Here is a 23,528-nt window from a genome sequence, read left to right on the forward strand (position 1 = left end):
AGGAGCCGGCGGATGGATCACGGCGGGCACGGCATGATGATGATGGATCTGCCGCCGTTCACCCTGAGCAGGGGCCTTGAGTGGTCCGCCGACCCGTTCTTCCTCGTCGCCTGCCTGGCCGGACTGGGGCTGTACGGCTGGGGTGTGGCCCGGCTGGTGCGGCGCGGTGACAAGTGGCCGGTGGGCCGGACCATTTCGTTCGCCATCGGCGTGCTGACCGTGCTGCTGGTCATGTGCACCAAGCTGAACGACTACGGCATGGTCATGTTCAGCGTGCACATGGTGCAGCACATGGTGATCAGCATGCTCTCCCCGATCCTGCTGCTGCTCGGCGCGCCGATCACGCTGGCGCTGCGCGCGCTGCCCACCGCGGGCCGCAACCGCAAGGGGCCGCGCGAACTGCTGCTGATGCTGCTGCACAGCCGCTATGTGCGGATCATCACCCATCCGGCCTTCACCATCCCGCTGTTCATCGCGAGCCTGTACGGGCTGTACTTCAGCCCCCTGTTCGACTTCCTGATGGGGTCCAGGGCCGGGCACATCGCGATGATGGTGCACTTCCTCGCCGTCGGTGTGGTGTTCTTCTGGCCGATCATGGGCATCGACCCCGGTCCGCACCGCCCCGGCCATCTGATGCGGATGCTGGAGCTGTTCGCGGGCATGCCGTTCCACGCGTTCTTCGGCATCGCGCTGATGATGGCGTCCACGCCGATGGTCGACACCTACCGCAATCCGCCCGCCTCGCTCGGCATCGACGCCCTGGCGGACCAGACGTCGGCGGGCGGTATCGCCTGGGCCTTCAGCGAGGTCCCGTCGGTGCTGGTGCTGCTGGCGCTGCTGTTCCAGTGGTACGGCTCCGAGCAGCGGCAGGCCAAGCGCAAGGACCGCGCCGCGGACCGCGACGGGGACAAGGAGCTGGAGGCGTACAACGCCTATCTGGCCTCGCTCAACGCCCGCGGCCACTGAGGTCCGCCCCCCCACGGGCCCGGGACGTCCGGAACTCGCCCCGTTGTGTACACCGCTCACACCCGGAACCGCGGCACCATGGGGGGACGGACCATGAGGAGGGTGTCGCGATGCCCGGTTCCACGAAAGCGATGGGAGTGCTCACCGTCGGGGGGCTCGTCGTGGTGACGGCCTACACGGTGGCGCTCGGCAGCAGCGGCTGGCTGTGGTTCGGCTGGGTGGTGCTGGGACTGCTCACGGTCGCCATGGTCCTCACCGGCGACACCTGAGGCCCGCCCCCGGCACGGCCGCGGCCGGGGCGCACTCCACTGAAGCGGACGCCCCGCTGGATACAGTGCCCGCATGAACAGCAGGCCCGCGCCGTTCGACGAGCTCGACCGGAAGATCGTCACGGCTCTGATGGCGAACGCCAGGACCAGTTTCGCCGAGATCGGCGCGGCCGTCGGCCTGTCGTCCACGGCGGTCAAGCGCCGGGTGGACCGGCTGCGCGAGTCGGGGGTGATCACCGGGTTCACGGCTACGGTGAAGCCGTCCGCGATGGGCTGGCGCACCGAGGCCTATGTGGAGGTGTACTGCGAGGGCGCCGCCCCGCCCCGGCGGCTCGCGGAGGTCGTGCGCAACCATCCGGAGATCACCGCCGCCATGACGGTGACCGGCGGGGCGGACGCGTTGCTGCACGTCCGGGCGCGGGATGTCGAACACTTCGAGGAGGTACTCGAACGCATCCGGGCGGAACCCTTCATCCGCAAGACGATCAGCGTGATGGTGCTGTCCCACCTCCTGCCGGAGAGCCCGGAGGCCGGTGCCAGCCAGGCGCCTCCCGACGACGCAGCAGACGTGCGCTGAGCGGCCCGAAGACGCACTGTTGCTGCGCGAACGCGCAGCCATCGTTTCTTGTCGACCGTCCCCGCGGCTTCCTACCTTTGTGTCACCCTCACTCGACACGCAGGAAGCGGAGGAACCCCTCTGTGACCGACACCCGTGTGCCGCGCCGGCGGCGCTTCCTCGTCTGCGAACCCAGACACTTCGCCGTGCAGTACGCGATAAACCCGTGGATGCATCCCGACATGCAGGTCGACATCGATCTGGCCCAGGAGCAGTGGCAGGGGCTGATCAGCGCCTACCGCCACCACGGGCACGCCGTCGAGGCGGTGGACCCGGTCCCGGGACTCCCGGACATGGTGTTCGCCGCGAACTCGGCCGTCGTCGTCGACGGACGCGTCTTCGGCTCCCTCTTCCACGCCCCCGAGCGCCGTCCCGAGTCGGACCACTACGAGACGTGGTTCAAGTCGGCCGGCTATGCCGTGCACCGCTCCGAATTCATCTGCGAGGGCGAGGGCGACCTCGTCTGGACGGGCCGGTACCTCCTCGCCGGCACCGGTTTCCGCACCACGCGGGAGGCGCACCGCGAGGTGCAGGAGTTCTTCGGTCACCCGGTCGTCAGCCTGACCCTGGTGGACCCGTACTTCTACCACCTGGACACGGCGCTGTTCGTCCTCGACGAGGGCAACATCGTCTACTACCCGGAGGCCTTCTCCCCCGGCAGCCGCGAGGTCCTCGCCCGGCTCTTCCCGGACGCGGTGCTCGCGACCCGCGAGGACGCCATGTCCTTCGGCCTGAATTCCGTCTCCGACGGGCGCCATGTCTTCATCGCTCCCCGGGCCGAGGTGCTCGCCGCCCGGCTCGCCGACCACGGCTACGACCCCGTCCCCGTCGACCTCTCCGAGTTCCACAAGGCCGGCGGCGGCATCAAGTGCTGCACTCAGGAGATCCGTTCATGACCGCACCCGCCCGCACGCGTACGTCCGACGAGCTGATCGGCGCCGAGCAGCCCGTCCTCGCGCACAACTACCACCCGCTGCCCGTGGTGGTGGCGCGCGCCGAGGGCGCCTGGGTGGAGGACGTCGAGGGCCGCCGCTATCTCGACATGCTCGCCGGGTACTCGGCCCTCAACTTCGGGCATCGCCATCCGGTGCTGATCGAGGCGGCCCACCGCCAGCTGGACCGCCTGACGCTGACCTCCCGCGCCTTCCACAACGACCAGCTCGCCGAGTTCGCGGAGTCCCTGGCCGCGCTGACCGGCCTGGACATGGTCCTGCCGATGAACACGGGCGCCGAGGCGGTGGAGAGCGCCGTGAAGGTGGCCCGCAAGTGGGCGTACGAGGTCAAGGGCGTGGCCGCCGACCGGGCGACGATCGTGGTGGCCGGGGGCAACTTCCACGGCCGTACCACGACGATCGTCAGCTTCTCCACGGACGAGACGGCGCGGGCGGGCTTCGGCCCCTTCACCCCGGGCTTCCGGATCGTCCCGTACAACGACCTGGCCGCGCTGGAGGCCGCCGTCGACGAGACGACCGCGGCGGTGCTGCTCGAACCCATCCAGGGCGAGGCGGGCGTGATCATCCCCGACGACGGCTATCTCGCCGGGGTCCGCGAGATCACCCGGCGCGCCGGGTGCCTGTTCATCGCCGACGAGATCCAGTCGGGCCTGGGCCGTACGGGTAGCACCCTGGCCGTGGACCACGAGGGGGTGGTCCCGGACGCGGTGCTGCTCGGCAAGGCGCTGGGCGGCGGCATCGTCCCGGTGTCGGCGGTGGTCGCGCGCCGTGAGGTCCTCGGGGTGCTGCGGCCGGGCGAGCACGGCTCGACGTTCGGCGGCAATCCGCTGGCCGCGGCGGTCGGCTCGGCGGTGGTGGGCATCCTGGAGACGGGCGAGTTCCAGCGCCGGGCGGCCGAGCTGGGCGTGGTCCTGCGGGACGGTCTCACCGCGCTGCTCGGCCGGGGCGTGGTGGGCTTCCGCTCGCGCGGGCTGTGGGCGGGCGTCGACGTCGACCCCGCGATCGGCACCGGCCGGGAGATCAGCGAGCGCCTGATGCGGGAGGGGATCCTGGCCAAGGACACCCATGGCTCGACCATCCGGCTGGCCCCGCCCCTGACGATCACGGCCGAGGAACTGGGATCGGCCCTGGAGGCCCTGGAACGGGTCCTGACGGCCTGACCTGACAGCCGCCCGTCCCGTGGGCCACCGCGGGACGGGCGGTGCGCCGGTTGGGGGGACGGGGGCGCGCCCCCTCAGCCGATCCTGCGCCCCCACAGGGGTGCGCTCGGCGCGCCCGCGCCCTCCTGGAGCCCGGTGAGGAACTCCTCCAGGACCTCCGTCGCGGTCAGCCCCGGCTGCCAGCCCAGCTCGGTGTGCGCACGGGTGCAGTCCATGATCGGCAGGCGCAGCACGGCGTCGAAGAGATGCGGTGAGGCGGGCAGCAGCCGCAGTCCCCAGGCGGCGGCGATCGCCGACCGGGCGGCGGAGCGGGGCAGCCGTACCGGGCGGGCTCCCAGGACCTCCCCGAGGACGGCCGCGTCGAGGGGCGGATCGGCGGCCAGGTTGAAGGCGCCGCGCACTTCGCGGTGGATCGCGAGCCGGTATGCGTGGGCCGCGTCGTCGGTGTGCAGGGCCTGGACCCGCAGCCCGGAGACGTCCGGCAGGAAGGGCAGCAGTTCCGGCCGGACCAGCGGGCCGGGCAGGAAGCGTCCGCCGAAGATCCGCCGCTGTTCGCTCGCCGACTCCCGCTTGAACAGGAAGGCGGGCCGCATCCTGACGACCCGGACCCCGGGGTGCTCGTACTCGTAGGCGTCCAGGATCCGTTCGAGGTAGGCCTTCTCCCGGGTGTAGGCGGCGTCCGGCCAGCCGTGGGTGGGCCAGGACTCGTCCACGGCGTGGTCCTTGGGGCCCGGGGAGTACGCGCCGACGGAGGAGGCGTGCACCAGCACGGGCACACCGGCGGTGGCGACGGCCTCGAAGACGCGGATGCCGCCGAGCACATTGGTCTCCCAGGTCGCGACCGGATCGTGGGTGGGCTGAAATGCCCAGGCCAGGTGCACGACCGCGTCCGCGCCCTCGAACTCCTTCACCAGGTCGGTCCGGTCGGGCCTGATGTCGGCCTCGGCCCACCGCACCCGGGACGGGCCGAGATCGGGGATACGGCGCGCGAGGCCCCGTACCGTGTCCACGTCCGGGTCCTCGGCCAGCAGGCGTACGAGGCTGGAGCCCGCATTGCCGGTGGCGCCGGTGACCACGATCTTCTTGCCTCGGGTGGTGCTCACGTGCTGCTCCTCTCGTGGCCGGGAGGAGCGAGTACCCGGTCCGCGCGGGAGCCGCACACTCCGGGTGCCGTCACTGGTGCTGGTGCTCGTGGCGCCGGGTGCGCCGGGCGTCGTGCCGGGCGAGCAGCGAGAGCAGGTCGGAGACGCTCAGGCTCGCCTCCGCCGGGTGCCTGAGGAGGGTGCCGGGCTGGATGCGGTAGGTGTTGGAGCGGCCCGCACGGGTGTGGGTGAGGTAGCCCTCGTGTTCCAGATCCGAAATGATCTTCTGGACGGCGCGCTCGGTCAGACGGCAGCGGGCCGCGATGTCACGGATCCGGCTGGTCCGGTCGTCGGCGATCGCGGCCAGGACGCGTGCGTGGTTCGTGAGGAACGTCCACCCGATGTGCGGCTCGGGAACTCCGCCCATAAGGCCGAGGGTAGAGCGCCGGGACATGAATACCAAATGGTGAAAGAGCCTTCCGGTATGCGGGGGCGTACGACGGGAGACCGGCCGGATGCAGGGCCCACCGGCCCGTGCCACGCTGATCGGGGGCGGGGCCGCCCATCACCTCTGTGTCACACCTCGTCGAGGAGTGAGCGTCATGAACGACCAGAACCGGGGACGCCACCCGTTCGAGGACGACTCGGGCCACCTCAGGGACATGACGGAGGAGACCCTCGGCGCCCAGGAGCAGGAGCGCCAGGAACGCCAGCACCGCCTGGAGGAGCGGCGGCCGGACCGCCGCAAGGACACCGAGCCGCCGTCCGCCTACCCTCGACAGGAGGACGACTACTACCTGTAGCCGGGTACTGCCTGTGGACAGGGGCGCCGACGTCGGCTGACTGTTGGTCAGGTGAATCGGTGCACCGGTGGCATGAGCGGGGCCGAAGCCGGATACCAGAGGACTACAGGTGCACATGGGTCAGACCCTGGTCAGCAGCAGACCTCGTGGAGTGAGGGGCGAGCCGTGTTCTACTACCTGCTCAAGTACGTTCTTCTCGGCCCGCTGCTGAGACTGGTCTTCCGGCCGCATATCGAGGGCCTCGACCGGGTGCCCGCGGACGGCCCGGCCATTGTCGCCGGGAACCATCTCTCCTTCTCCGACCACTTTCTGATGCCCGCGATCCTCAGACGCCGTATCACCTTCCTTGCCAAGGCGGAGTACTTCACCGGGCCAGGGCTCAAGGGGCGTCTCACCGCCGCGTTCTTCCGCAGCGCGGGGCAGATCCCGGTGGACCGCTCCGGGAAGGAGGCCGGGCAGGCGGCGATCCGGGAGGGGCTCGGGGTGCTGCGCAAGGGCGAGTTGCTGGGGATCTACCCGGAGGGCACCCGGTCCCACGACGGCCGGTTGTACAAGGGCAAGGTCGGTGTCGCCGTGATGGCGCTGCGGGCCCGGTGCCCGGTGGTGCCCTGCGCGATGATCGGCACCTTCGAGGCGCAGCCGCCCGGCCGGAGGATCCCCCGCGTCCGCCGTGTGACGATCCGCTTCGGCGAGCCCCTGGACTTCTCTCGCTACGAAGGGCTGGAGGAGGAGAAGGCCGTGCTGCGCGCGGTCACCGACGAGATCATGTACGCCATCCTGACCCTCTCCGAGCAGGAGTACGTCGACCGGTACGCGGCGGTCGTCAAGGCCGAGGAGGCCGGTGACGCGGGCGAGCGGGCCCATCACCTCCCGCGGATGCCGCTGGGGTGAGGCCGGGCACGGAAGGAGGGGGCGGCCGGTGTCCGGCCGCCCCCTCCCGGTGTGCTCCGGTGGTTACGGCTTCGGGGTGGCGTGCGGGGTGCACGTCACATCGGCCGCGTCCGTCCTGCCGGTGAGCAGATAGGTGTCCACCCGGCTGTTGATGCACGGGTTGACCAGGCCGGTCACGCCGTGGGAGCCCGCGTCCTTCTCGATGATCAGGCGGGAGCCCTTGAAGCGCTTGTGCAGTTCGACCGCGCCCTCGAACGGCGTGGCGGCGTCCCGCGTGGACTGCACGATCAGGACCGTGGGCAGCCCCTTGCCGGTCGTGACGTTCACCGGGGTCCGCTGCTGCACCGGCCAGGTGGCGCACGGCAGGTTCATCCAGGCGTTGGCCCAGGTCATGAACGGGTACTGCTTGTTGAGCCGGGTGTTGTCCCGGTCCCACTTCCGCCAGCTGGTGGGCCACTTGGCGTCGGTGCACTCGACGGCCGTGTAGACGGCGTTGCTGTTCTCGGAGGCGATGTTGCCCGCCGTGTTCGAGAGGTCGGGCGCGGCCGCGTCGACGAGCGCCTTGGTGTCACCGGCCATGTACTTGCTGAAGACGGTGGCGACCGGCACCCAGGAGGAGTCGTAGTACGGGGCGCTCTGGAAGAAGGAGATCAGCTCGGCCGGGCCGACGACCCCGCCGATCGGGCTCTTCTTCGCCGTGGCGCGCAGCTGGAGCCACTTCGCCTGGACCGCATCCCGGGTGGTGCCCAGGTGGAAGGCGGCGTCGTTCGCCGCGACCCAGTCCTCCCAGTCCTTCCAGCGTCCCTCGAAGGCGATGTCCTGGCCCAGGTTGGCCTGGTACCAGATGTTCTCGCGCGCCGGGTTCACCACACTGTCGACGATCATGCGGCGGAGGTGGCCCGGGAAGAGGGTGCCGTAGACGGCGCCGAGGTAGGTGCCGTAGGAGACGCCCAGGTAGTTGAGCTTCTTCTCGCCCAGGGCGGCACGGATGACGTCCAGGTCGCGCGCGGTGTTGGGCGTGGTCATCTGCTGGAGCATCGCGCGGCCGGTGCGGTCGAGGCAGCCCTGCGCGTACTCCCGGGCGAGCTTGCGCTGGGCGCGCTTGTCCGCCTCGGTGCCGGGGACCGGGTCCGCCTTGGGCGCCTTCACGAACTCCTGCGGGTCGACACAGGAGATGGGCGCGGAGTGGCCGACACCGCGCGGGTCGAAGCCGACGAAGTCGTAGGCCTTCGAGACATTGGCCCAGAGCGGGTTCTTGGTGGTGACCCGGAGCGGGAAGCGCATCCCGGAGCCGCCGGGGCCACCCGGGTTGTAGACCAGGGCGCCCTGGCGCTCTTCCTTGGTGCCGGTGTTCCCGATGCGGTCGACGGCGAGCTTGATCTGCTTGCCGTTCGGGTGGGCGTAGTCGACCGGGACGGTGACCCAGCCGCACTGGACGGGCTTGGCGATCCCCCAGTCGGCCGGGCAGTCCGTCCAGTCGATTCCGGCCCGGGCGGCACGTGCGGCGGCGATCGCCTCGCCCCGGGCCTCCCGGTCCTGGCCGTGACGCGAGTCGGCGGTGGCCGCCGGTGCCGCCACGGTTCCGGCTATCAGCGTCGCCGTGACGAGCGCCCCCGCGGAGGCGAGTGCGGTCACTCGTCCCGTAGGTCTCATTCCCCTCAAGTGGGACCTCCCCGTACAAGGTTGCTATTGGGTACGGGGATCCTGTCTGCTGTGCGTTCTCTGAGAACAGAGGTGACGTGGCTTCTTTACCAATCCGATAACCGGTGCAGAGCACTCCGCCCAGCGGGCAGTGCGTATCAAGTCAGGCCGGAAATCGCCCTGTTGAGCAGTTGTCGCAGTCGGAGCGCGTCCGGCGCGACCGCGGTGACCAGCGCGGCGGGCCCCGCGAGCGGGGTCAGCGCCGCACTCTCCCCGAGCATCCGGGCCTGGACCGGGTGCCGTTCGAACTCCGGTCTGACGACGATGAGTTGACCGTAGGCGCGATGTCCCGCCAGGACGGCGGGGCCGTCCCAGCCGCCGGGGGCGCCGGGTCCGCAGGCCACCTCCTGGTCGAGCAGCGGGCGTCCGGCCAGCCGTACGCCGAGCCGGCTGGTGAGCCTGCCGGGTTCCTCCCCGAAGCGACCGAGGACCTGCTCCTCCCGGTGGACGAGGCGGGCTCCGGGAGCGAGGTCGATCCGGCAGGAGACACGCAGATCGCTGCCCCGCGCCGAGATCAACTGCTCTGGCAGCCAGTGCAGTTCGCCGTCTGCGGCCACATCGAGCCGGAGGTCGTAGCGGGCCTCGCTCTTGGTCTGCCCGGGCAGGGCGATGGTGGCGGCGGCCGAGCGCACATGGAGCAGGGCGGCGCTGCCGACGGACACCTCCACCCGGAAGCGGTCCCCGCCGAGCGGCCCGCTCATCGCGCCGACGAGCATGACGCGTGCCTCGTCACCGCTCGCGCGCGTCCGGCGCGGCGCGAGCGGCCCCTCGCCCGCCAGCACCGGCAGGGCGGTGCCGCCCCGGCCGTCGTCCCGGGCGACGATCCGGGCGAGGGCTCGTACGCCGGTGGTCACGCCGTCCACTCGGCGTGCCGCTCCCGCACCCATCCGGCGACCTCGCCGACGCCCTCCTCGGAGCGCAGGGACTGGAACACCACGGGCAGTCCGGACCGCTGCGCCTTGGCGTCGGCGGCCATCCGGGCGAGGTCGGAGCCGACGTAGGGGGCGAGGTCGGTCTTGTTGACGACGAGCAGATCGGCGGTGGTGACACCCGGGCCGCCCTTGCGGGGGATGTCGTCCCCGCCCGCGACGTCGATGACGAAGATCTGCGCGTCGACCAGGCCCTTGGAGAAGGTGGCGGTGAGGTTGTCCCCGCCGGACTCGACGAGGATCAGATCGAGCGGTCCCACCTCGTCCTCCAGGTCCTCCACGGCTTCGAGGTTGGCGGAGATGTCGTCCCGGATGGCGGTGTGCGGGCAGGCTCCGGTCTCCACGGCGGTGATCCGCTCGGGCGGCAGCACGGCCTCCCGCAGCAGGAACTCGGCGTCCTCACGGGTGTAGATGTCGTTGGTGACGACGGCGAGGGACAGCTCCTGGCGCAGGGAGCGGCAGAGCGCGGCGACGGTGGCGGTCTTGCCGGATCCGACGGGACCGCCGAGCCCGATCCGCAGGGCGCGCCGGGAACCGTCGGGCCGGTGGGCGTCGGCGCCGACCGCGGCGGGGCCGTCGTGGGTGTGGCCGGGATGCATGGGTGCCTCCTGAGGTGGTGATGCGGTGCGGTTCCGGACGGCTCCGGACCGCGGGACTCGGGCGAGGGGGTGGCGGACCGGTGACCTCCGCTACGACGCGAACAGCCGGAGGGGCCAGGCGGCGTGCGCCTCCGCGCCGATCTCCAGCAGGGGTGCCGAGGCCGCGGGCAGCGCGTCGACACCGTCGGTGAGCACCCGCGCGGCCGCCTCCCGGGCGCGATCGGCCACCCGGTCCAGCTCGGGTGCCAGCCGTGCGAGCACGCCCGTCGCGTCGAAGGGGTCCAGGCTCAGCAGCCGTACGGCCGCGGTTGCGGGCCCGCTCACACTCTCGTACGCGGAGCAGTGCGCGGCGTCGTGGGCGTCCAGGCCCGCGGACCGGGCCGCGAGTCCGAGGACGACCGGCTGATGCGTGCCCCTGGGGAACAGGCGTGCCACGGCGTCCAGTTCGGCCGAGGGCCAGGTGGCCCGCGCCGCCCGTATCAGCTGCCGTCCCAGTCGGCGCGCGGCGGCTCGCAGCGCGGCCGAGGGCGTCCGGGCGTCGGCGGCGGCGTCCAGGGCGGCCGGGTCCGCGCCGAGGGCGGCGGCCGCGGCGAGGGAGGCGGACACCAGTCCGGCCGTGTGCAGCCGTCCCCGGCAGAAGTCCTCCAGGCTCGCGGCTCCGGTGATCCGTCCGGCGCGGACGGCCGCCTCGGCCCCGCCGGAGTGTGCGTGTCCTCCGGCGGGGAAGCGGCCGTCGGCCAGGAGGAGGAGTGCTGCCCTGGGCATCAGAAGAGGAAGTACCGCTGGGTCATGGGCAGTTCGGCAGCCGGGACCGCCTCCACCAGCTCCCCGTCGATGTGCACGGCGAAGCTGTCGGGGTCGACCCGCACCCGGGGCCGGGCGTCGTTCTCGCGCATCTGCGCCTTGGTGACGGCGCGGGTGGACTCGATGGGCACGAACCTCTTGCCGAGCGGGAGCCGCTCCGGCAGCCCGTCCTCGATCGCCAGCGGGGCCACGAAGTTGACCGAGTTGGCGGCCGGTGCCGCTCCGGTCGCCCCGTACATCGGACGCGGCAGGATCGGCTGGGGGGTCGGGATGGAGGCGTTGGCGTCGCCCATCTGCGCGTAGGCGATCTGGCCTCCCTTGATGACCAGATGCGGCTTGACGCCGAAGAACGCGGGCTCCCACAACACCAGGTCGGCGAGTTTGCCGGGCTCGACGGAGCCGATCTCGTGGGCGAGGCCCTGGGCGAGAGCCGGGTTGATCGTGTACTTGGCGACATAGCGGCGGACGCGGTGGTTGTCCGCGCGGCCGTCGCCCGGCAGGGGTCCGCGGCGGCGTTTCATCACATGGGCGGTCTGCCAGGTCCGCAGGACGACCTCGCCGACGCGGCCCATGGCCTGGGAGTCGGAGGAGATGATCGAGATCGCGCCCAGGTCGTGGAGGATGTCCTCGGCGCCGATGGTGGAGGGCCTGATCCGTGACTCCGCGAAGGCGAGGTCCTCGGGCACCGCCGGGTTGAGGTGGTGGCACACCATCAGCATGTCGAGGTGTTCCTCGGTGGTGTTGACGGTGAAGGGCCGGGTCGGGTTGGTGGAGCTGGGCAGCACATGCGGCTCGGACACCACGGTGATGATGTCCGGCGCGTGCCCGCCGCCCGCGCCCTCCGTGTGATAGGCGTGGATGCCGCGGCCGCCGATGGCGGCGAGGGTGTCGCCCACGAACCCGGCCTCGTTGAGGGTGTCCGTGTGGATGGCGACCTGGATGCCGGTGCGGTCGGCGACGGTCAGCGCGGCGTCGATGACGGCGGGTGTGGAGCCCCAGTCCTCGTGAAGTTTGAGGCCGAGGGCGCCGCCGCGGATCTGCGAGAGCATCGCGTCGTGCGAGACGGTGTTGCCCTTGCCGAGCAGCCCGATGTTCAGCGGGTACCCCTCCATCGCCGCCAGCATCCGGGCCAGATGCCAGGGCCCTGGGGTGACGGTGGTCGCCTTCGAGCCCTCGGCCGGTCCGGTGCCGCCGCCGACCAGGGTGGTGATGCCCGCGGCGAGCGCCTCGTCGGCGATTTGGGGGCAGATGAAGTGGACGTGCGCGTCGATGGCCCCGGCGGTCAGGATGCGGCCGTTGCCCGCGATGATCTCGGTCTCCGGGCCGATCACCAGGTCCGGATGGACACCGTCCATGGTGTCCGGGTTTCCGGCCTTGCCGAGGGCGGAGATCCGGCCGTCGCGCAGACCCACGTCGGCCTTGACGACGCCCCAGTGGTCGATGACGACGGCTCCGGTGATGACGGTGTCGGGGGTGCCCTCGGCGCGGGTGGCGCGCGACTGCCCCATGGACTCGCGGATGACCTTGCCGCCGCCGAACACGGCCTCGTCCCCGGCGCGTCCGGGGCCGCCGGACCGGTCCTCCTCGATCTCCACCAGCAGATCGGTGTCGGCCAGCCGGATCCGGTCGCCGGTGGTCGGGCCGAACAGGTCGGCGTAGGCGGCACGTGAGATCTCAGGCATCGAGGGCGCCTCCGGTCTCCCCGCGCAGTCCGGGCACGACGCGGGCTCCGGTGAGCGGGACGAGTTCCACGTCCATGGGGATGCCGGGTTCGAAGCGGACCGCGGTGCCTGCGGCGATGTTCAGCCGCAGGCCGTGCGCGGCGGGGCGGTCGAAGTCCAGGCCCGGGTTGGCCTCGGCGAAGTGGTAGTGGGAGCCGACCTGTACGGGCCGGTCGGCGGTGTTGAGCACGGTCAGCCGGGTGACCGGACGGCCCTCGTTGAAGAGGACGGGCCCGTCCGCGAAAAGGATCTCTCCGGGAGTCATGGCGGCCTCTTTCCCGTCAGACGATCGGGGCGTGGACGGTGACCAGCTTGGTGCCGTCCGGGAAGGTGGCCTCGACCTGGACGTCGTGGATCATCTCCGGGATGCCCTCCATGACGTCGTCCCGGCCGAGCAGTTTGCGTCCGGAGGCCATGAGTTCGGCGACCGTACGACCGTCGCGGGCGCCTTCGAGGATGTGCGAGGTGATGAGGGCGACCGCCTCGGGATGGTTCAGCCGGAGTCCGCGGGCCCGGCGCCGCTCGGCGACATCGGCGGCCACATGGATCAGCAGCCTCTCCTGCTCGTGCGGGGTCAGATGCACGCTTCACCGTCCTCGATCCGGACCGTGCGGGGTCCGGTTGCCGCGGCCACGGGGCAACGTGCCTGGTGGCATGGAGGGGCAGGCTAGTGGGGCGGCGTTTCACGCGCGTTAACCGGTGGGTGGACCGTCAGGGGCGCGCCTGTTCAACGGGGAGGGGTCCGCCCGTTCCACGGAAGGCGGCGCCCGTACGGCAGGAGGCGGGTGCCCTCTCGACAGCGGGCGGCCGCCCGTTCGGCAGGGGCACGGGGACCCCGATGTCAGGAGGCGTTGGGCCCCCGGTGCTCCGCGGCGATGCCGAAGCGGCGGCGCTCACGCGGGGCCGAGGAGGTCTCGCGGACGCGGGAGACGGAGCTGATCATCTGCTCGTCCGCGGCGTCCAGCGCTTCGAGCCGCTCCAGGTCGGCGGCGGAGACCAGGGCGACGAGAGGCTTTCCGTGCCGCGTCACGACGACACGCTCGCTGCCGTACACCACGCGGTTGATCAGATCGGCGAGCTCAGCCCTGGCTTGCGTCACCGGAATCTCGTAGGCCATGTGGTCCAGCTTAGACCGAGGCCCCCGGCGGAGCCCCGGGCCGAGGACCGCCCGGACCGGGCCCCGGATTTCGCTCTCGGCATGCCCGACTTCGCTCTCAGCGTCTTCCGTACCTCCGAGAACGTACGTCCTGTACATTTTTTGTAGAACCGCATCCGAGGAGGCCCGTCATGGAACGACCGTCCGCCCGCCATGTCCTTCCCGAGTTCACCGAGCGCACCGGCTTCGGGCACCGGACCCTCGACCCCTACGCCAAGCTGCTCGACGAGCGGATCGTGTTCCTGGGGACCCCGGTGGACGACACGGCGGCCAACGACGTGATCGCGCAGTTCATGCATCTGGAGTACCTGGACCCCGGCCGCGACATCTCGCTGTACATCAACTCGCCCGGCGGCTCGCTCACCGCGATGACCGCCGTCTACGACACGATGCGGTACATCGACTGCGAGGTGGAGACGGTCTGCCTGGGCCAGGCGGCGTCCGCGGCCGCGGTGCTGCTGGCCGGAGGAGCGCCGGGCAAGCGTTTCGCCCTGCCCGGCGCGCGGGTGCTGATCCACCAGCCGTCCCTGCCGGAACCGGTGCACGGGCAGGCCAGTGATCTGGCCCTTCAGGCGGAGGAGTTGATGCGGATGCGCGGGCGGCTGGAGGAGCTGCTCGTCCGCCATACGGGGCAGAGTCCGGAGCGGATCGCCGCCGACCTCGAACGGGACACGATCCTGGACGCGCCCGCCGCGGTGGCGTACGGACTGGTCGACGGCATCATTCCGAGCCGCAAGGCGTCACGCATCGCGCCCGGCGCGAGGTGAACCGCCGATGCTGCCTCCCGAACTGCCCCCGCTGCCCGCGCTCACCCGGGCCGAGGCCGAGCTGGTCGACCGCTATCTCGACGTCGTCGATCTGCTCGGCCGGATCAACCCGGTGCACTCCGGTGACACCTACCGCGGACTGCGCGCCGCCCAGGCCCTGGCGGCCAAGGCGGCGGCCCTGCGCGACGCCCTGACGGTCATGCACCAGCGCGGGGAGCACCAGATGCACGGCCCCACCCTGGCCCGGGCCCTGCGCGTCCTGGACGGCGAACGCCGCGCGGCCCGGGTCGCGGTGCCGCCGGAAGGGGGGTGAGACGGGCGGACACGGGCGTCACCGAGGGGCGGTGGCCCGGGGCGTCACGCACGGAGCGGGCCACGGTCATGGTCGCCGCAGACGGCCCGTGCCCTCGGCCCACCGCCCGGATCGCGACACAAACGGGCCGAACGGGGTACCCCCGGTCGGCGGAGCCACTGCTCCGTCCGGGAGCCCGGACGACACGCTCCCGGCGTGGAACGGCACCCCGCGGAGAGGAGCTCCGCCGCAGGTCCGGGGACTCGTCGATCCCTCCAACGGCCCCTGGACACACGGCCGTCCAGCCGAATGGGTGAGTGGTGAGTATTGCCACAAATCCCCGATTCCATTGTGATTTTCCGACATCCCTGAGTGAAGATCCCTTCCTGACGACAAGCCCCCGCCACCGCGGCGGGGCGATCCGGGCGGACGCCGAGTCCTGCCGCCGCCCGGGTGACCGGTCGACAGGAGTGGATCGGCAGGAGTGGAGGACCCAGCAATGCGGGCCCCCGGAGAGATCCGGACGGTCCTTGGGGTGAAGCCGCGCGAGCGGCCGGGCACCTTCGCCAGCCCGAATCCGACAGGTCATCCTTCACAGGCGGCTGACGAAGGGTTGCGCATGACTGCGCTCAATCGTGTCCCGTCGCTGCTGACCCGGGCCGGCACCGCTTCGGCCCTCACCCTCGCCGCCGTCGGCGGCGGCATCGCGGTCCCCGGTGCCGCGTCCGAGGCGGCGGCCGCCACCCCGGCGGTCAAGGCCCTCCAGATCGCGGCGTCCAAGCGGGGGGCGCCCTACAAGTGGGGCGCCGCAGGGCCGCGCCGCTTCGACTGCTCCGGGCTCACGCTCTACGCCTACAAGCAGGCGGGCAAGACCCTGCCCCGCACGGCGTCCGGGCAGTACAACAGGACCCGCCATGTCTCCGCCTCCCACCGCGAGGCGGGCGACCTGGTGTTCTTCCACTCGGGCCGGAACGTCTACCACGTCGGCATCTACGCCGGGAAGGGAAAGATCTGGCACTCCCCGAAGAGCGGTTCCGTCGTACGGCTGGAGCGGATCTGGACCAAGAGCGTCTGGTACGGCCGGGTGAGCTGACCCGGTGACCGGGGTGACGGCACCGGCGTGGCCGTCACCCCGTACAGGCGTGAAGGGGGCCGGATCGGCTACTCGTTCACCATGGCCGACCGACCCACCCCGCAGGCACGCCACGAGACGCTGCTGGAGCGTGCCGACCGCAACTTCGCCGAGCTGCTCCAGGAGCTGCGGGTCACCCAGACCGGGGTGCAGATCCTCTTCGCGTTCCTGCTGACCCTCGCGTTCACCCAGCGCTTTCCGGCCCTGGACACCGTCCAGCGCGCCACCTATGTCACCACCCTGCTGCTGTCGGTGGTGGCGGCGGCCCTCTTCACGGCCCCGGCCGCGCTGCACCGGCTGCTCTTCCAGCAGAACGCCAAGCCCGTGATCGTCACGATCTCCTCCCGCCTCGCCGCGCTCGGCATGGTGGTGCTGGCCCTCGCCTTCACGGGCTCGGTGCTGCTGGTGGTGGACGTGTCGCTGGGCCGCGCCGCGGGCATCGCCGCCGGGGCGGGGACACTGGCGGTCTGCCTGGGCCTGTGGCGCGTCCTGCCGCTGCTGGTGCTGCGGGCCCTCGTCAGGGCGCGGGAGGCCGGGGGCGAGGGGGACGGCCGGAAGCCGTAGCAGCGGCCGGGCCGGTTCAGGGATCCGGCTGGCCCGCCGCCGCGGCCGGCCGTACCGGAACGGTCCACGGCAGTTCGATCGTGACCGTCTTGCCGCCCTCCCGGGTGGGCCGCACACTGAGCGACCCACCGTACTCGACGGCCAGACACCGCACGATCGCCATGCCGCGCCCGTTGTCCTGCTGGACGGCCGCGGGCAGCCGCTTGGGAAACCGCGGATGGCTGTCCGTGACGCCGATGCGCAGTAACTCCTCCCGCGCCAGCGCGAGGTCCACGGTGAACGTCGGCGACTGCCCGAACGTGTGCTGAACGGCATTGGTGGCCAGTTCGGACACGATCAGTCGGATCGCGTCGGCGAATTCGGCATCGTGCGGCAGCCCCCATTCGATGAGAATGTCGGAGACATATGTCCGGGCGGCGGAGACCGAGGCGGGATCGCTCGGCAGAGTGACGGATGCTTCCTGATGGTCTGCCATGGCGACGTCGTCCCTTTCCTGGGGACCGGAGCCCGACACGGAGCGGTTCGGTTCGGTGAACGGTCCCGGACTTGGTGCTGCGCGTCAGACTGCCATCACCGAAGCCCGCCCGGGTGTCATCCCCCTGGATATGCATATATCTGTCGCCCGAAGCGGTGAACTCTCCGACGACCGACCGGATTCCCGCGACCCCCGGGGTCATCCTTGAGCTTCACCTACCGTCGCCGTGAAAGCCGCTCGCGGAGCACAGGGAGTCGGCCATGCAGTACGGACCAGCGGTGCGCCGCCGCAAACTCGGCGCCGAATTGCGTGGTCTGCGTGCCCGAGCCGGTCTCACGAGCGGACAGGCTGCCGCGCGTGTCGGCTGGCACCAGTCGAAGGTGAGCCGCATCGAGACGGGTTCCAGCGGGGTCAAGCCCGGCGACGTACGGCTGCTGCTGGACGCCTACGCCGTGGCCGACCCCGAGCTGCGCGAACTGCTGCTGGTGCTGGCGGGCTCGGAGGACGGCGACGGGCGGCAGAACTGGTGGCACGCCTACCGGGGGGTGCTGCCCCCGGCCTACCGCGACTTCATCAGCCTGGAGTCGCAGGCCTGCACGATCCGCACGCTGGAGACCTCGGTGGTGCCGGGGCTGCTCCAGACCCCGGAGTACGCCCGGGCGGTCACCCGGGCCGCCGTGGGCACCGCCCTGGACGACACCAAGCTGGACGCCCTGGTGGAGGTGCGGCTCGCCCGTCAGGAGGTGCTGCGCGCGGATCCGCCGCTGCGGCTGAGCGCCGTCCTGGACGAGGCCGTGCTGCGCCGGGAGGTCGGCGGTCCGGACATCATGACCCGGCAGCTGCGGAGGCTCGCGGAGGCGGCCGGACTGCCCCAGGTGCGGCTCCAGGTGCTGCCGTTCACCGCGGGAGCGCACATAGGGATCACCGGGCCTTTCGTCGTCTTCTCCTTTCCGAGCAGATCCGATCTGGATGTCGTCGTTCTCGACCACTTGACGAGTAGCCTCTACCTCGAACGGAAAGAAGACCTCCGGGCCTACTGCGAGGCCTTCGACACCCTTCGGATCCACGCCCTTTCACCCGAGGACTCGTTGGATTACATCGCCGCATTGGCCGGCGACGCGTAAGGAGGCTCCATGTCAGCACCGCCTCGGCACATCCCCCGCAGCACTTCTCTGCACGGCGTACGGTGGCTGCGCAGCAGCCGCAGTACGGGCATGAACAACTGCGTGGAGACCGCCCGTCCGGGCACCGGTCCCTGGCAGGGGCTGGTGGCCGTGCGCGATTCCAAGAACGTGGACGGCCCGGCCCTGCTCTTCGGCCCGGATACCTGGAAGGAGTTCCTCACGGAACTGATCTGATCATGTCCGCGGGAATCCGGCTCTTTTGAGCCAATTCCGCAGACGTCGCCCGCACCTGTCCTTCGCACCCGTCATCCGAGTACGACCAGCGACGCACGGCCGTCCCGCCGACTCACGGTCGCGTCTCGCCGATCACACGCACGGCATGCCCGATCTGCTCGTCGGTGAGATCCGCACGGGCGGTCAGCCGCAGCCGTGAGATGCCGTCGGGCACCGACGGCGGACGGAAGCAGCCGACGGCGATCCCCGCCGCCCGGCAGTCCGCCGCCCAGCGCACCGCCAGGTCGGGAGCGGGCGCCCGTACGGAGACCACGGCGGCGTCCGGACGCACCGCCTCATGGCCCTCGGCCGTGAGGCGGGCGTACAGGGCCGTGGCCACCGTGCGGGCCCGCGCCGCTCGTTCCGGCTCGCGGCGCAGCAGGCGCAGCGCCGCGAGTGCCGCACCCGCCGCGGCCGGGGCCAGCCCGGTGTCGAAGATGAACGTACGGGCCGCGTTGACCAGATGGTCGATCACCCGGGCCGGGCCGAGGACCGCTCCGCCCTGGCTGCCCAGCGACTTGGACAGCGTCACGGTCGCCACCACGTCCGGCGCGCCCGCGAGTCCGGCCGCCTGCGCGGCGCCCCGCCCCCCGCTCCCCAGCAGGCCCAGGCCATGGGCGTCGTCGACGACCAGTCCGGCGCCGTACTCCCGTGCGGCCTGCGCGAGACCCGCCAGCGGGGCCGCGTCGCCGTCCACCGAGAACACCGTGTCGGAGACGACCACGGCGGGTCCCCGATGGGTGGCCAGCGCCTTGCGGACGGCCTCGGGGTCGGCGTGCGCGACGACCTCGGTGGTACCCCGGGCGAGACGGCAGCCGTCGATGAGCGAGGCGTGGTTGCCCGCGTCCGAGACGATCAGGGAGCCGTGCGGCGCGAGCGCGGTGACCGCCGCCAGGTTGGCCGCGTATCCGGAGGAGAAGACGAGCGCCGCCTCGAAGCCGCAGAAGTCGGCCAGTTCGCGTTCCAGTTCGGCGTGGAGCGCGGTCGTCCCGCTGACCAGCCGGGAACCCGTCGCACCGCCGCCCCACCGGCGGGCCGCCGCCGCGGCGGCCTCGGTGACCTCCTGATGGCGGGCCAGCCCCAGGTAGTCGTTGCCGGCCAGATCGAGCAGCGGGGAGTCGGCGGCACGGGGGCGCAGCGTCCGGACGAGCCCGGCCCGGCGGCGCGCCCGCGCCTGTTCGTCGATCCAGCCGAACGCCATGGCTCCTCCGGGGCATTTGTAGGCAGTGCACAGACACTAGCGGGACGGCCAGCGGGCCAGGATGTGGCAATACCCACACGTCGAGCCGGGTCTGTTGTGCACTCCCTCCTTGGCCGGGGACGGTCCCGTAGGACAGGATCGGCTCTCATGGACCTGCTGAACACGCTGGTGGACAAGGGGTTGCGGCGCGAGCTGCCGACCCGCGAGGAGGCCCTGGCCGTCCTCGCCACTTCCGACGACGACGTGCTCGATGTGGTGGCCGCGGCCGGCAAGGTGCGCCGCCACTGGTTCGGCCGACGGGTGAAACTCAACTATCTCGTCAACCTGAAGTCCGGCCTGTGCCCCGAGGACTGCTCCTACTGCTCCCAGCGGCTCGGTTCGACGGCCGGCATCCTCAAGTACACCTGGCTCAAGCCCGACCAGGCCTCCGAGGCCGCGGCGGCGGGGGTCGCGGGCGGCGCCAAGCGGGTCTGCCTGGTGGCGAGCGGCCGCGGGCCCACCGACAGGGACGTGGACCGGGTCTCCGACACCATCAAGGCCATCAAGGAGCAGAACGAGGACGTCGAGGTGTGCGCCTGCCTCGGTCTGCTCTCCGACGGCCAGGCCGAGCGGCTGCGCGACGCGGGCGCCGACGCCTACAACCACAATCTCAACACCTCCGAGGCGACCTACGGGGACATCACCACCACCCACACCTACGCCGACCGGGTGGACACGGTGAACAAGGCGCATGCCGCCGGGCTCTCGGCCTGCTCGGGGCTGATCGCGGGCATGGGCGAGAGCGACGAGGACCTGGTGGACGTCGTCTTCTCGCTGCGGGAGCTGGACCCGGACTCCGTACCGGTGAACTTCCTGATCCCCTTCGAGGGGACCCCGCTCGCCAAGGAGTGGAACCTGACGCCGCAGCGCTGCCTGCGGATCCTGGCCATGGTCCGCTTTGTGTGCCCGGACGTCGAGGTGCGGATCGCGGGCGGACGCGAGGTGCATCTGCGCTCGATGCAGCCGCTGGCCCTGCATCTGGCCAACTCCATCTTCCTCGGCGACTACCTGACCAGCGAGGGCCAGGCGGGCAAGGCCGATCTGGAGATGGTCGCCGACGCCGGTTTCGAGGTGGAGGGCACGGACCAGGTGACGCTGCCCGGCCACCGGACCGCGGGGGGCTGCGGGTCGCACGGGGACACCGGCTGCGGCTCCGGTTCCGGCTCCACGGAGGACGGCGGGTGCGGGTCGTACGGAGGCGGTGTGTGCGGGTCCCACGAGGGCGCCGGGTGCGGGTCGCACGCGGAGGCCGAGGCCCCCGGAGAAGCTGCCGTGCCGGGGGCGGGCGGGGCCCGTACGGATCTGGTGGCGGTGCGCCGCCGCGGCGCCGGAACGGATCTCGCGCCCAATGCCTGATCTGCCCGTGGACGAGCTGCTGGCACTGGACCGGCAGCACGTCTGGCATCCGTACGGCCCGATGCCGGGGCGGCAGGAGCCGCTCGTCGTGGAGTCGGCGAGCGGGGTGCGGCTGCGCCCGGCGGACGGCTCCGGGGAACTCGTCGACGGGATGTCGTCCTGGTGGTCGGCGATCCACGGCTACAACCACCCGGTGCTCAACGAGGCCGTCCGCGCGCAGCTGGGGCGGATGAGCCATGTGATGTTCGGCGGGCTCACCCATGAGCCCGCCGTCCGGCTGGCGAAGCTCCTTGTCGACATGTCTCCGGACGGTCTTGAGCATGTGTTCCTCGCCGACTCGGGCTCCGTCTCGGTCGAGGTCGCGGTCAAGATGTGCCTCCAGTACTGGCGTTCGCTCGGCCGCCCGGCCAAGCAGCGGCTGCTGACCTGGCGCGGCGGCTACCACGGCGACACCTGGCACCCGATGTCCGTGTGCGACCCCGAGGGCGGGATGCACGAGCTGTGGCAGGGGGTCCTCCCCCGGCAGGTGTTCGTGGACGCACCACCGGCCGCCTACGAGGAGTCGTACGCGGACCTGCTGCGGCAGGCGATCGCGCGGCACGCGGACGAGCTGGCGGCGGTCGTGGTCGAGCCGGTGGTGCAGGGCGCGGGCGGGATGCGCTTCCACTCCCCCGCCTATCTGCGGGTGCTGCGGGAGGCGTGCGACGCCCATGACGTCCTGCTCGTGTTCGACGAGATCGCGACCGGCTTCGGCCGGACGGGCGCACTGTTCGCCGCCGGGCACGCGGCGGTGACACCGGATGTGATGTGTGTCGGCAAGGCGCTGACCGGCGGCTATCTGACCATGGCGGCGACCCTGTGCACCGCGCGGGTGGCCGACGGGATCTCCCGCGGCGAGGTGCCGGTGCTGGCCCACGGGCCCACCTTCATGGGCAATCCGCTGGCGGCGGCCGTGGCCTGCGCCTCGATCGAACTGCTGCTCGGCCAGGACTGGCAGGCGGAGGTGAAGCGGATCGAGGCGGGCCTCGCGGAGGGGCTCGCTCCGGCGCGGGAGCTGCCCGGGGTCCGCGACGTGCGGGTGCTGGGCGCCATCGGCGTGGTCCAGCTCGACCACGAGGTGGACATGGCGGCGGCCACCCGGGCCGCGGTGCGCGAGGGCGTGTGGCTGCGGCCGTTCCGGGACCTCGTCTACACGATGCCGCCGTATGTGACGGGGAACGAGGACGTGGCACGGATCGCGCGCGCGGTGTGCGCGGCGGCACAGGAGGGCTGAGATGTCGGTACTGGTGGTCACGGGGACCGGCACGGAGGTCGGCAAGACGGTCACGACCGCGGCCCTCGCCGCGACGGCGGTCGCGGCGGGCCGTTCGGTGGCGGTGCTCAAGCCCGCGCAGACGGGCGTGGCGCCCGGCGAGAACGGGGACGCCGACGAGACGGCCCGGCTCTCCGGCGCCGCCACGGTGCGTGAACTGGCCCGCTATCCCGACCCGTTGGCGCCCGCGACGGCAGCCCGCCGGGCGGGTCTGCCGCCCGTACGGCCGCACGAGGTGGCGGAGGCGGCCGCCAAACTGGCGGTCGAACACGACCTGGTGCTCGTCGAGGGGGCGGGCGGGCTGCTCGTCCGCTTCGACGACGAGGGCGGCACCCTGGCGGACGCGGCCCGGCTGCTGGCGGCACCGGTGCTGGTGGTCGCGACCGCCGGTCTCGGCACCCTCAACGCCACCGAGCTGACGGCGCGGGAAGTACGGCGCCGGGGGCTGGAGTTGACAGGTGTGGTCATCGGCAGCTGGCCCGCCTCCGCGGACCTCGCCTGCCGCTGCAATCTCGCGGACCTCCCGGAGGTGACCCAGGCCCCCCTGCTCGGCGCGCTCCCCGAGGGCGCCGGTTCCCACGCCCCCGCCGACTTCCGCACCGCCGCGCCCACATGGCTGGCCCCCGCGCTGAACGGCACCTGGGACCCGGAGGCCTTCGCCGCCCGGTACGCGCCCTAGGACCGTCACACCGAGGCCAACGCCCCCCGGAGGCAGGCCCGGCCGGATGGCCGATGGGGGTGTGTCAGAGGGGTGTGCCAGAGTCGGCGCATGCTCGAGATCGTGGTGCAGACGGAGAACCGGCAGCGGCACGTCCGCGTGTCCGCCGGGGAGCTGGCCGGGCTGGTCCGGCGCATCGGCGATGACGGCGACCGGTTCCTGGTGCTCCAGCGGGTGTCCGACCTGCCTGATGTCTTCGCCAAGGTCCGGCACAGGGTCGGTGGTGACTACACGCTGGAGTACCGCGACGGTGCCGCCGACCGGCACTTCCGGGCGGCGGCCGACGGACCCGAGGCCGTGATCGCGGCGATGACCGGCTGGGCCCGCCAGGACACCGGCTGGGACGCCGGACCGGACTGGTCCCTGCTGGACTTGGCACCCGCCGCCGAGGTGCCGCCGCTCGGGCTCGGCGAGGCCGAGCGCGAGGAGTTGGAGAGACGTGTCCGCGAGGTGCTGGCCGGCGGCTACGCCTCCCGTGCCGAACTGGCGGAGCCAGGGTCTTTCGTTTGGATCGGGCCGGATCAGGGAGCGGGTCTGGTGCCGTGCATCGCAAGGCGGAGGAGGGCGTCATGGCGGAGCCATGGCAACCGACGACAACGCCGCGAGGCGCGGTGCCAGACCCCGC

The 23,528-nt window shown here is 71.8% G+C and carries 28 protein-coding genes, 1 pseudogene and 1 riboswitch; of the genes and pseudogenes, 17 read left to right on the forward strand and 12 right to left on the reverse strand.

Annotated elements, in window-relative coordinates:
• Positions 1-12: 12 nt before the first annotated feature.
• The 5 genes from ACIHAA_RS24960 (at position 13) to rocD (ending at position 3,964) form a co-directional block, all read left to right on the forward strand.
• Positions 13-966 carry a cytochrome c oxidase assembly protein gene (locus tag ACIHAA_RS24960; protein ID WP_399820789.1) on the forward strand — a complete coding sequence of 318 codons (954 nt, stop codon included), beginning with the start codon at positions 13-15 and terminating at the stop codon, positions 964-966.
• 110 nt (positions 967-1,076) lie between these two features.
• Entirely contained in the window at positions 1,077-1,235 is a 159-nt protein-coding gene (locus tag ACIHAA_RS24965; protein ID WP_399820790.1) for a hypothetical protein, read from the forward strand.
• 73 nt (positions 1,236-1,308) lie between these two features.
• Positions 1,309-1,812 (forward strand): Lrp/AsnC family transcriptional regulator, encoded by a 504-nt coding sequence (locus tag ACIHAA_RS24970; RefSeq protein ID WP_399820791.1) that lies wholly within the window; start codon positions 1,309-1,311, stop codon positions 1,810-1,812.
• A 122-nt stretch (positions 1,813-1,934) separates the two neighbouring features.
• Positions 1,935-2,747, forward strand: coding sequence for a dimethylargininase (gene ddaH / locus ACIHAA_RS24975; RefSeq protein ID WP_399820793.1), 813 nt, complete (start codon positions 1,935-1,937; stop codon positions 2,745-2,747).
• The gene (gene rocD / locus ACIHAA_RS24980) at positions 2,744-3,964 is read left to right on the forward strand and encodes an ornithine--oxo-acid transaminase (protein WP_399820795.1); all 1,221 of its coding nucleotides are present in this window, start codon (positions 2,744-2,746) and stop codon (positions 3,962-3,964) included. The genes ddaH and rocD overlap by 4 nt, the downstream gene beginning before the upstream one ends.
• Positions 3,965-4,038: 74 nt before the next feature.
• Here rocD and ACIHAA_RS24985 read toward each other — a convergent pair whose 3' ends face one another.
• Both ACIHAA_RS24985 and ACIHAA_RS24990 read right to left on the reverse strand, forming a co-directional pair.
• A complete protein-coding gene (locus tag ACIHAA_RS24985) occupies positions 4,039-5,067 on the reverse strand; it encodes an SDR family oxidoreductase (RefSeq protein ID WP_399820797.1) in 1,029 nt (342 codons plus the stop codon).
• Between the two features lie 70 nt (positions 5,068-5,137).
• Complete coding sequence (locus ACIHAA_RS24990; RefSeq protein ID WP_399820799.1) at positions 5,138-5,473, reverse strand: helix-turn-helix transcriptional regulator; 336 nt, start codon at positions 5,471-5,473, stop codon at positions 5,138-5,140.
• Between the two features lie 175 nt (positions 5,474-5,648).
• Here ACIHAA_RS24990 and ACIHAA_RS24995 point away from each other — a divergent pair, with 175 nt between their 5' ends.
• Entirely contained in the window at positions 5,649-5,849 is a 201-nt protein-coding gene (locus ACIHAA_RS24995) for a hypothetical protein (RefSeq protein WP_399820801.1), read from the forward strand.
• A gap of 165 nt (positions 5,850-6,014) precedes the next feature.
• Positions 6,015-6,740, forward strand: coding sequence for a lysophospholipid acyltransferase family protein (locus tag ACIHAA_RS25000; RefSeq protein WP_399820802.1), 726 nt, complete (start codon positions 6,015-6,017; stop codon positions 6,738-6,740).
• Positions 6,741-6,803: 63 nt separating this feature from the next.
• On the opposite strand, the gene ACIHAA_RS25005 is transcribed toward ACIHAA_RS25000, so the two are convergent.
• From ACIHAA_RS25005 to ACIHAA_RS25040, 8 genes are all read right to left on the reverse strand, one after another.
• Positions 6,804-8,402 carry an alpha/beta hydrolase gene (locus ACIHAA_RS25005; RefSeq protein WP_399820804.1) on the reverse strand — a complete coding sequence of 533 codons (1,599 nt, stop codon included), beginning with the start codon at positions 8,400-8,402 and terminating at the stop codon, positions 6,804-6,806.
• Positions 8,403-8,539: 137 nt separating this feature from the next.
• On the reverse strand, positions 8,540-9,328 hold the full coding sequence (locus ACIHAA_RS25010; RefSeq protein ID WP_399820806.1) for an urease accessory protein UreD: 789 nt from the start codon (positions 9,326-9,328) through the stop codon (positions 8,540-8,542).
• Positions 9,292-9,969: an urease accessory protein UreG gene (gene ureG / locus ACIHAA_RS25015; RefSeq protein ID WP_399820808.1), complete on the reverse strand. Its 678-nt coding sequence runs from the start codon at positions 9,967-9,969 to the stop codon at positions 9,292-9,294. Before ureG ends, ACIHAA_RS25010 begins: the two co-directional genes overlap by 37 nt.
• Before the next feature lie 90 nt (positions 9,970-10,059).
• Positions 10,060-10,734, reverse strand: a complete 675-nt coding sequence (locus ACIHAA_RS25020) for an urease accessory protein UreF (protein WP_399820810.1) — start codon at positions 10,732-10,734, stop codon at positions 10,060-10,062.
• A complete protein-coding gene (locus ACIHAA_RS25025) occupies positions 10,734-12,455 on the reverse strand; it encodes an urease subunit alpha (protein WP_399820812.1) in 1,722 nt (573 codons plus the stop codon). Before ACIHAA_RS25025 ends, ACIHAA_RS25020 begins: the two co-directional genes overlap by 1 nt.
• Complete coding sequence (locus ACIHAA_RS25030) at positions 12,448-12,759, reverse strand: urease subunit beta (RefSeq protein ID WP_399820814.1); 312 nt, start codon at positions 12,757-12,759, stop codon at positions 12,448-12,450. The genes ACIHAA_RS25025 and ACIHAA_RS25030 overlap by 8 nt, the downstream gene beginning before the upstream one ends.
• A 16-nt stretch (positions 12,760-12,775) precedes the next feature.
• On the reverse strand, positions 12,776-13,078 hold the full coding sequence (locus tag ACIHAA_RS25035) for an urease subunit gamma (RefSeq protein ID WP_399820816.1): 303 nt from the start codon (positions 13,076-13,078) through the stop codon (positions 12,776-12,778).
• 257 nt (positions 13,079-13,335) lie between these two features.
• Positions 13,336-13,611: a type II toxin-antitoxin system Phd/YefM family antitoxin gene (locus ACIHAA_RS25040; protein ID WP_399820818.1), complete on the reverse strand. Its 276-nt coding sequence runs from the start codon at positions 13,609-13,611 to the stop codon at positions 13,336-13,338.
• A gap of 170 nt (positions 13,612-13,781) precedes the next feature.
• Here ACIHAA_RS25040 and ACIHAA_RS25045 point away from each other — a divergent pair, with 170 nt between their 5' ends.
• From ACIHAA_RS25045 to ACIHAA_RS25060, 4 genes are all read left to right on the forward strand, one after another.
• Positions 13,782-14,417, forward strand: a complete 636-nt coding sequence (locus ACIHAA_RS25045) for an ATP-dependent Clp protease proteolytic subunit (protein WP_399820820.1) — start codon at positions 13,782-13,784, stop codon at positions 14,415-14,417.
• A gap of 7 nt (positions 14,418-14,424) precedes the next feature.
• Positions 14,425-14,730, forward strand: a complete 306-nt coding sequence (locus tag ACIHAA_RS25050) for a hypothetical protein (RefSeq protein ID WP_399820822.1) — start codon at positions 14,425-14,427, stop codon at positions 14,728-14,730.
• 399 nt (positions 14,731-15,129) lie between these two features.
• A riboswitch (cyclic di-AMP (ydaO/yuaA leader) is annotated at positions 15,130-15,325 on the forward strand.
• 3 nt (positions 15,326-15,328) lie between these two features.
• A complete protein-coding gene (locus ACIHAA_RS25055) occupies positions 15,329-15,802 on the forward strand; it encodes a C40 family peptidase (RefSeq protein WP_399820823.1) in 474 nt (157 codons plus the stop codon).
• A gap of 81 nt (positions 15,803-15,883) precedes the next feature.
• Positions 15,884-16,405 carry a DUF6328 family protein gene (locus tag ACIHAA_RS25060; RefSeq protein WP_399820825.1) on the forward strand — a complete coding sequence of 174 codons (522 nt, stop codon included), beginning with the start codon at positions 15,884-15,886 and terminating at the stop codon, positions 16,403-16,405.
• 16 nt (positions 16,406-16,421) lie between these two features.
• Here the strand turns inward: ACIHAA_RS25060 and ACIHAA_RS25065 are convergent, their stop codons facing one another.
• Positions 16,422-16,880: an ATP-binding protein gene (locus tag ACIHAA_RS25065; RefSeq protein WP_399820826.1), complete on the reverse strand. Its 459-nt coding sequence runs from the start codon at positions 16,878-16,880 to the stop codon at positions 16,422-16,424.
• Positions 16,881-17,140: 260 nt separating this feature from the next.
• Between ACIHAA_RS25065 and ACIHAA_RS25070 the strand changes: the two genes are divergently transcribed.
• Positions 17,141-18,004 (forward strand): helix-turn-helix domain-containing protein, encoded by an 864-nt coding sequence (locus ACIHAA_RS25070; RefSeq protein ID WP_399820828.1) that lies wholly within the window; start codon positions 17,141-17,143, stop codon positions 18,002-18,004.
• 9 nt (positions 18,005-18,013) lie between these two features.
• Positions 18,014-18,238 (forward strand): DUF397 domain-containing protein, encoded by a 225-nt coding sequence (locus ACIHAA_RS25075; protein ID WP_399820829.1) that lies wholly within the window; start codon positions 18,014-18,016, stop codon positions 18,236-18,238.
• A gap of 112 nt (positions 18,239-18,350) precedes the next feature.
• On the opposite strand, the gene ACIHAA_RS25080 is transcribed toward ACIHAA_RS25075, so the two are convergent.
• On the reverse strand, positions 18,351-19,478 hold the full coding sequence (locus ACIHAA_RS25080) for an 8-amino-7-oxononanoate synthase (RefSeq protein WP_399820831.1): 1,128 nt from the start codon (positions 19,476-19,478) through the stop codon (positions 18,351-18,353).
• A 147-nt stretch (positions 19,479-19,625) separates the two neighbouring features.
• Here ACIHAA_RS25080 and bioB point away from each other — a divergent pair, with 147 nt between their 5' ends.
• The 4 genes and pseudogenes from bioB to ACIHAA_RS25100 form a co-directional block, all read left to right on the forward strand.
• Positions 19,626-20,873 carry a biotin synthase BioB gene (gene bioB, locus ACIHAA_RS25085; protein WP_399820833.1) on the forward strand — a complete coding sequence of 416 codons (1,248 nt, stop codon included), beginning with the start codon at positions 19,626-19,628 and terminating at the stop codon, positions 20,871-20,873.
• The gene (locus ACIHAA_RS25090) at positions 20,866-22,146 is read left to right on the forward strand and encodes an adenosylmethionine--8-amino-7-oxononanoate transaminase (protein ID WP_399820835.1); all 1,281 of its coding nucleotides are present in this window, start codon (positions 20,866-20,868) and stop codon (positions 22,144-22,146) included. Before bioB ends, ACIHAA_RS25090 begins: the two co-directional genes overlap by 8 nt.
• Before the next feature lies 1 nt (position 22,147).
• Entirely contained in the window at positions 22,148-22,864 is a 717-nt protein-coding gene (gene bioD / locus ACIHAA_RS25095) for a dethiobiotin synthase (protein ID WP_399820837.1), read from the forward strand.
• 90 nt (positions 22,865-22,954) lie between these two features.
• Positions 22,955-23,528 (forward strand): annotated as a pseudogene (locus ACIHAA_RS25100) (hypothetical protein); the annotation flags it as partial.

The sequence above is a fragment of the Streptomyces sp. NPDC052040 genome, assembly GCF_044548405.1.
In the GTDB taxonomy this organism is placed as follows: Bacteria; Actinomycetota; Actinomycetes; order Streptomycetales; family Streptomycetaceae; genus Streptomyces.

Bases quoted from the DNA above. Each gene is read 5' to 3' on its own strand.
- ACIHAA_RS25055 (WP_399820823.1), top strand. From the start codon at position 15,329: ATGACTGCGCTCAATCGTGTCCCGTCGCTGCTGACCCGGGCCGGCACC.
- ureG (WP_399820808.1), bottom strand. From the start codon at position 9,969: ATGCATCCCGGCCACACCCACGACGGCCCCGCCGCGGTCGGCGCCGAC.
- ACIHAA_RS25050 (WP_399820822.1), top strand. From the start codon at position 14,425: ATGCTGCCTCCCGAACTGCCCCCGCTGCCCGCGCTCACCCGGGCCGAG.
- bioD (WP_399820837.1), top strand. From the start codon at position 22,148: ATGTCGGTACTGGTGGTCACGGGGACCGGCACGGAGGTCGGCAAGACG.
- ACIHAA_RS24990 (WP_399820799.1), bottom strand. From the start codon at position 5,473: ATGGGCGGAGTTCCCGAGCCGCACATCGGGTGGACGTTCCTCACGAAC.
- ACIHAA_RS25040 (WP_399820818.1), bottom strand. From the start codon at position 13,611: ATGGCCTACGAGATTCCGGTGACGCAAGCCAGGGCTGAGCTCGCCGAT.
- ACIHAA_RS25080 (WP_399820831.1), bottom strand. From the start codon at position 19,478: ATGGCGTTCGGCTGGATCGACGAACAGGCGCGGGCGCGCCGCCGGGCC.
- ACIHAA_RS24995 (WP_399820801.1), top strand. From the start codon at position 5,649: ATGAACGACCAGAACCGGGGACGCCACCCGTTCGAGGACGACTCGGGC.
- ACIHAA_RS25045 (WP_399820820.1), top strand. From the start codon at position 13,782: ATGGAACGACCGTCCGCCCGCCATGTCCTTCCCGAGTTCACCGAGCGC.
- ACIHAA_RS24970 (WP_399820791.1), top strand. From the start codon at position 1,309: ATGAACAGCAGGCCCGCGCCGTTCGACGAGCTCGACCGGAAGATCGTC.
- bioB (WP_399820833.1), top strand. From the start codon at position 19,626: ATGGACCTGCTGAACACGCTGGTGGACAAGGGGTTGCGGCGCGAGCTG.
- ACIHAA_RS25030 (WP_399820814.1), bottom strand. From the start codon at position 12,759: ATGACTCCCGGAGAGATCCTTTTCGCGGACGGGCCCGTCCTCTTCAAC.
- ACIHAA_RS25060 (WP_399820825.1), top strand. From the start codon at position 15,884: ATGGCCGACCGACCCACCCCGCAGGCACGCCACGAGACGCTGCTGGAG.
- rocD (WP_399820795.1), top strand. From the start codon at position 2,744: ATGACCGCACCCGCCCGCACGCGTACGTCCGACGAGCTGATCGGCGCC.
- ACIHAA_RS25010 (WP_399820806.1), bottom strand. From the start codon at position 9,328: ATGGGTGCGGGAGCGGCACGCCGAGTGGACGGCGTGACCACCGGCGTA.
- ACIHAA_RS25075 (WP_399820829.1), top strand. From the start codon at position 18,014: ATGTCAGCACCGCCTCGGCACATCCCCCGCAGCACTTCTCTGCACGGC.
- ACIHAA_RS25090 (WP_399820835.1), top strand. From the start codon at position 20,866: ATGCCTGATCTGCCCGTGGACGAGCTGCTGGCACTGGACCGGCAGCAC.
- ACIHAA_RS24960 (WP_399820789.1), top strand. From the start codon at position 13: ATGGATCACGGCGGGCACGGCATGATGATGATGGATCTGCCGCCGTTC.
- ACIHAA_RS25070 (WP_399820828.1), top strand. From the start codon at position 17,141: ATGCAGTACGGACCAGCGGTGCGCCGCCGCAAACTCGGCGCCGAATTG.
- ACIHAA_RS25020 (WP_399820810.1), bottom strand. From the start codon at position 10,734: ATGCCCAGGGCAGCACTCCTCCTCCTGGCCGACGGCCGCTTCCCCGCC.
- ACIHAA_RS25025 (WP_399820812.1), bottom strand. From the start codon at position 12,455: ATGCCTGAGATCTCACGTGCCGCCTACGCCGACCTGTTCGGCCCGACC.
- ACIHAA_RS24965 (WP_399820790.1), top strand. From the start codon at position 1,077: ATGCCCGGTTCCACGAAAGCGATGGGAGTGCTCACCGTCGGGGGGCTC.
- ACIHAA_RS25065 (WP_399820826.1), bottom strand. From the start codon at position 16,880: ATGGCAGACCATCAGGAAGCATCCGTCACTCTGCCGAGCGATCCCGCC.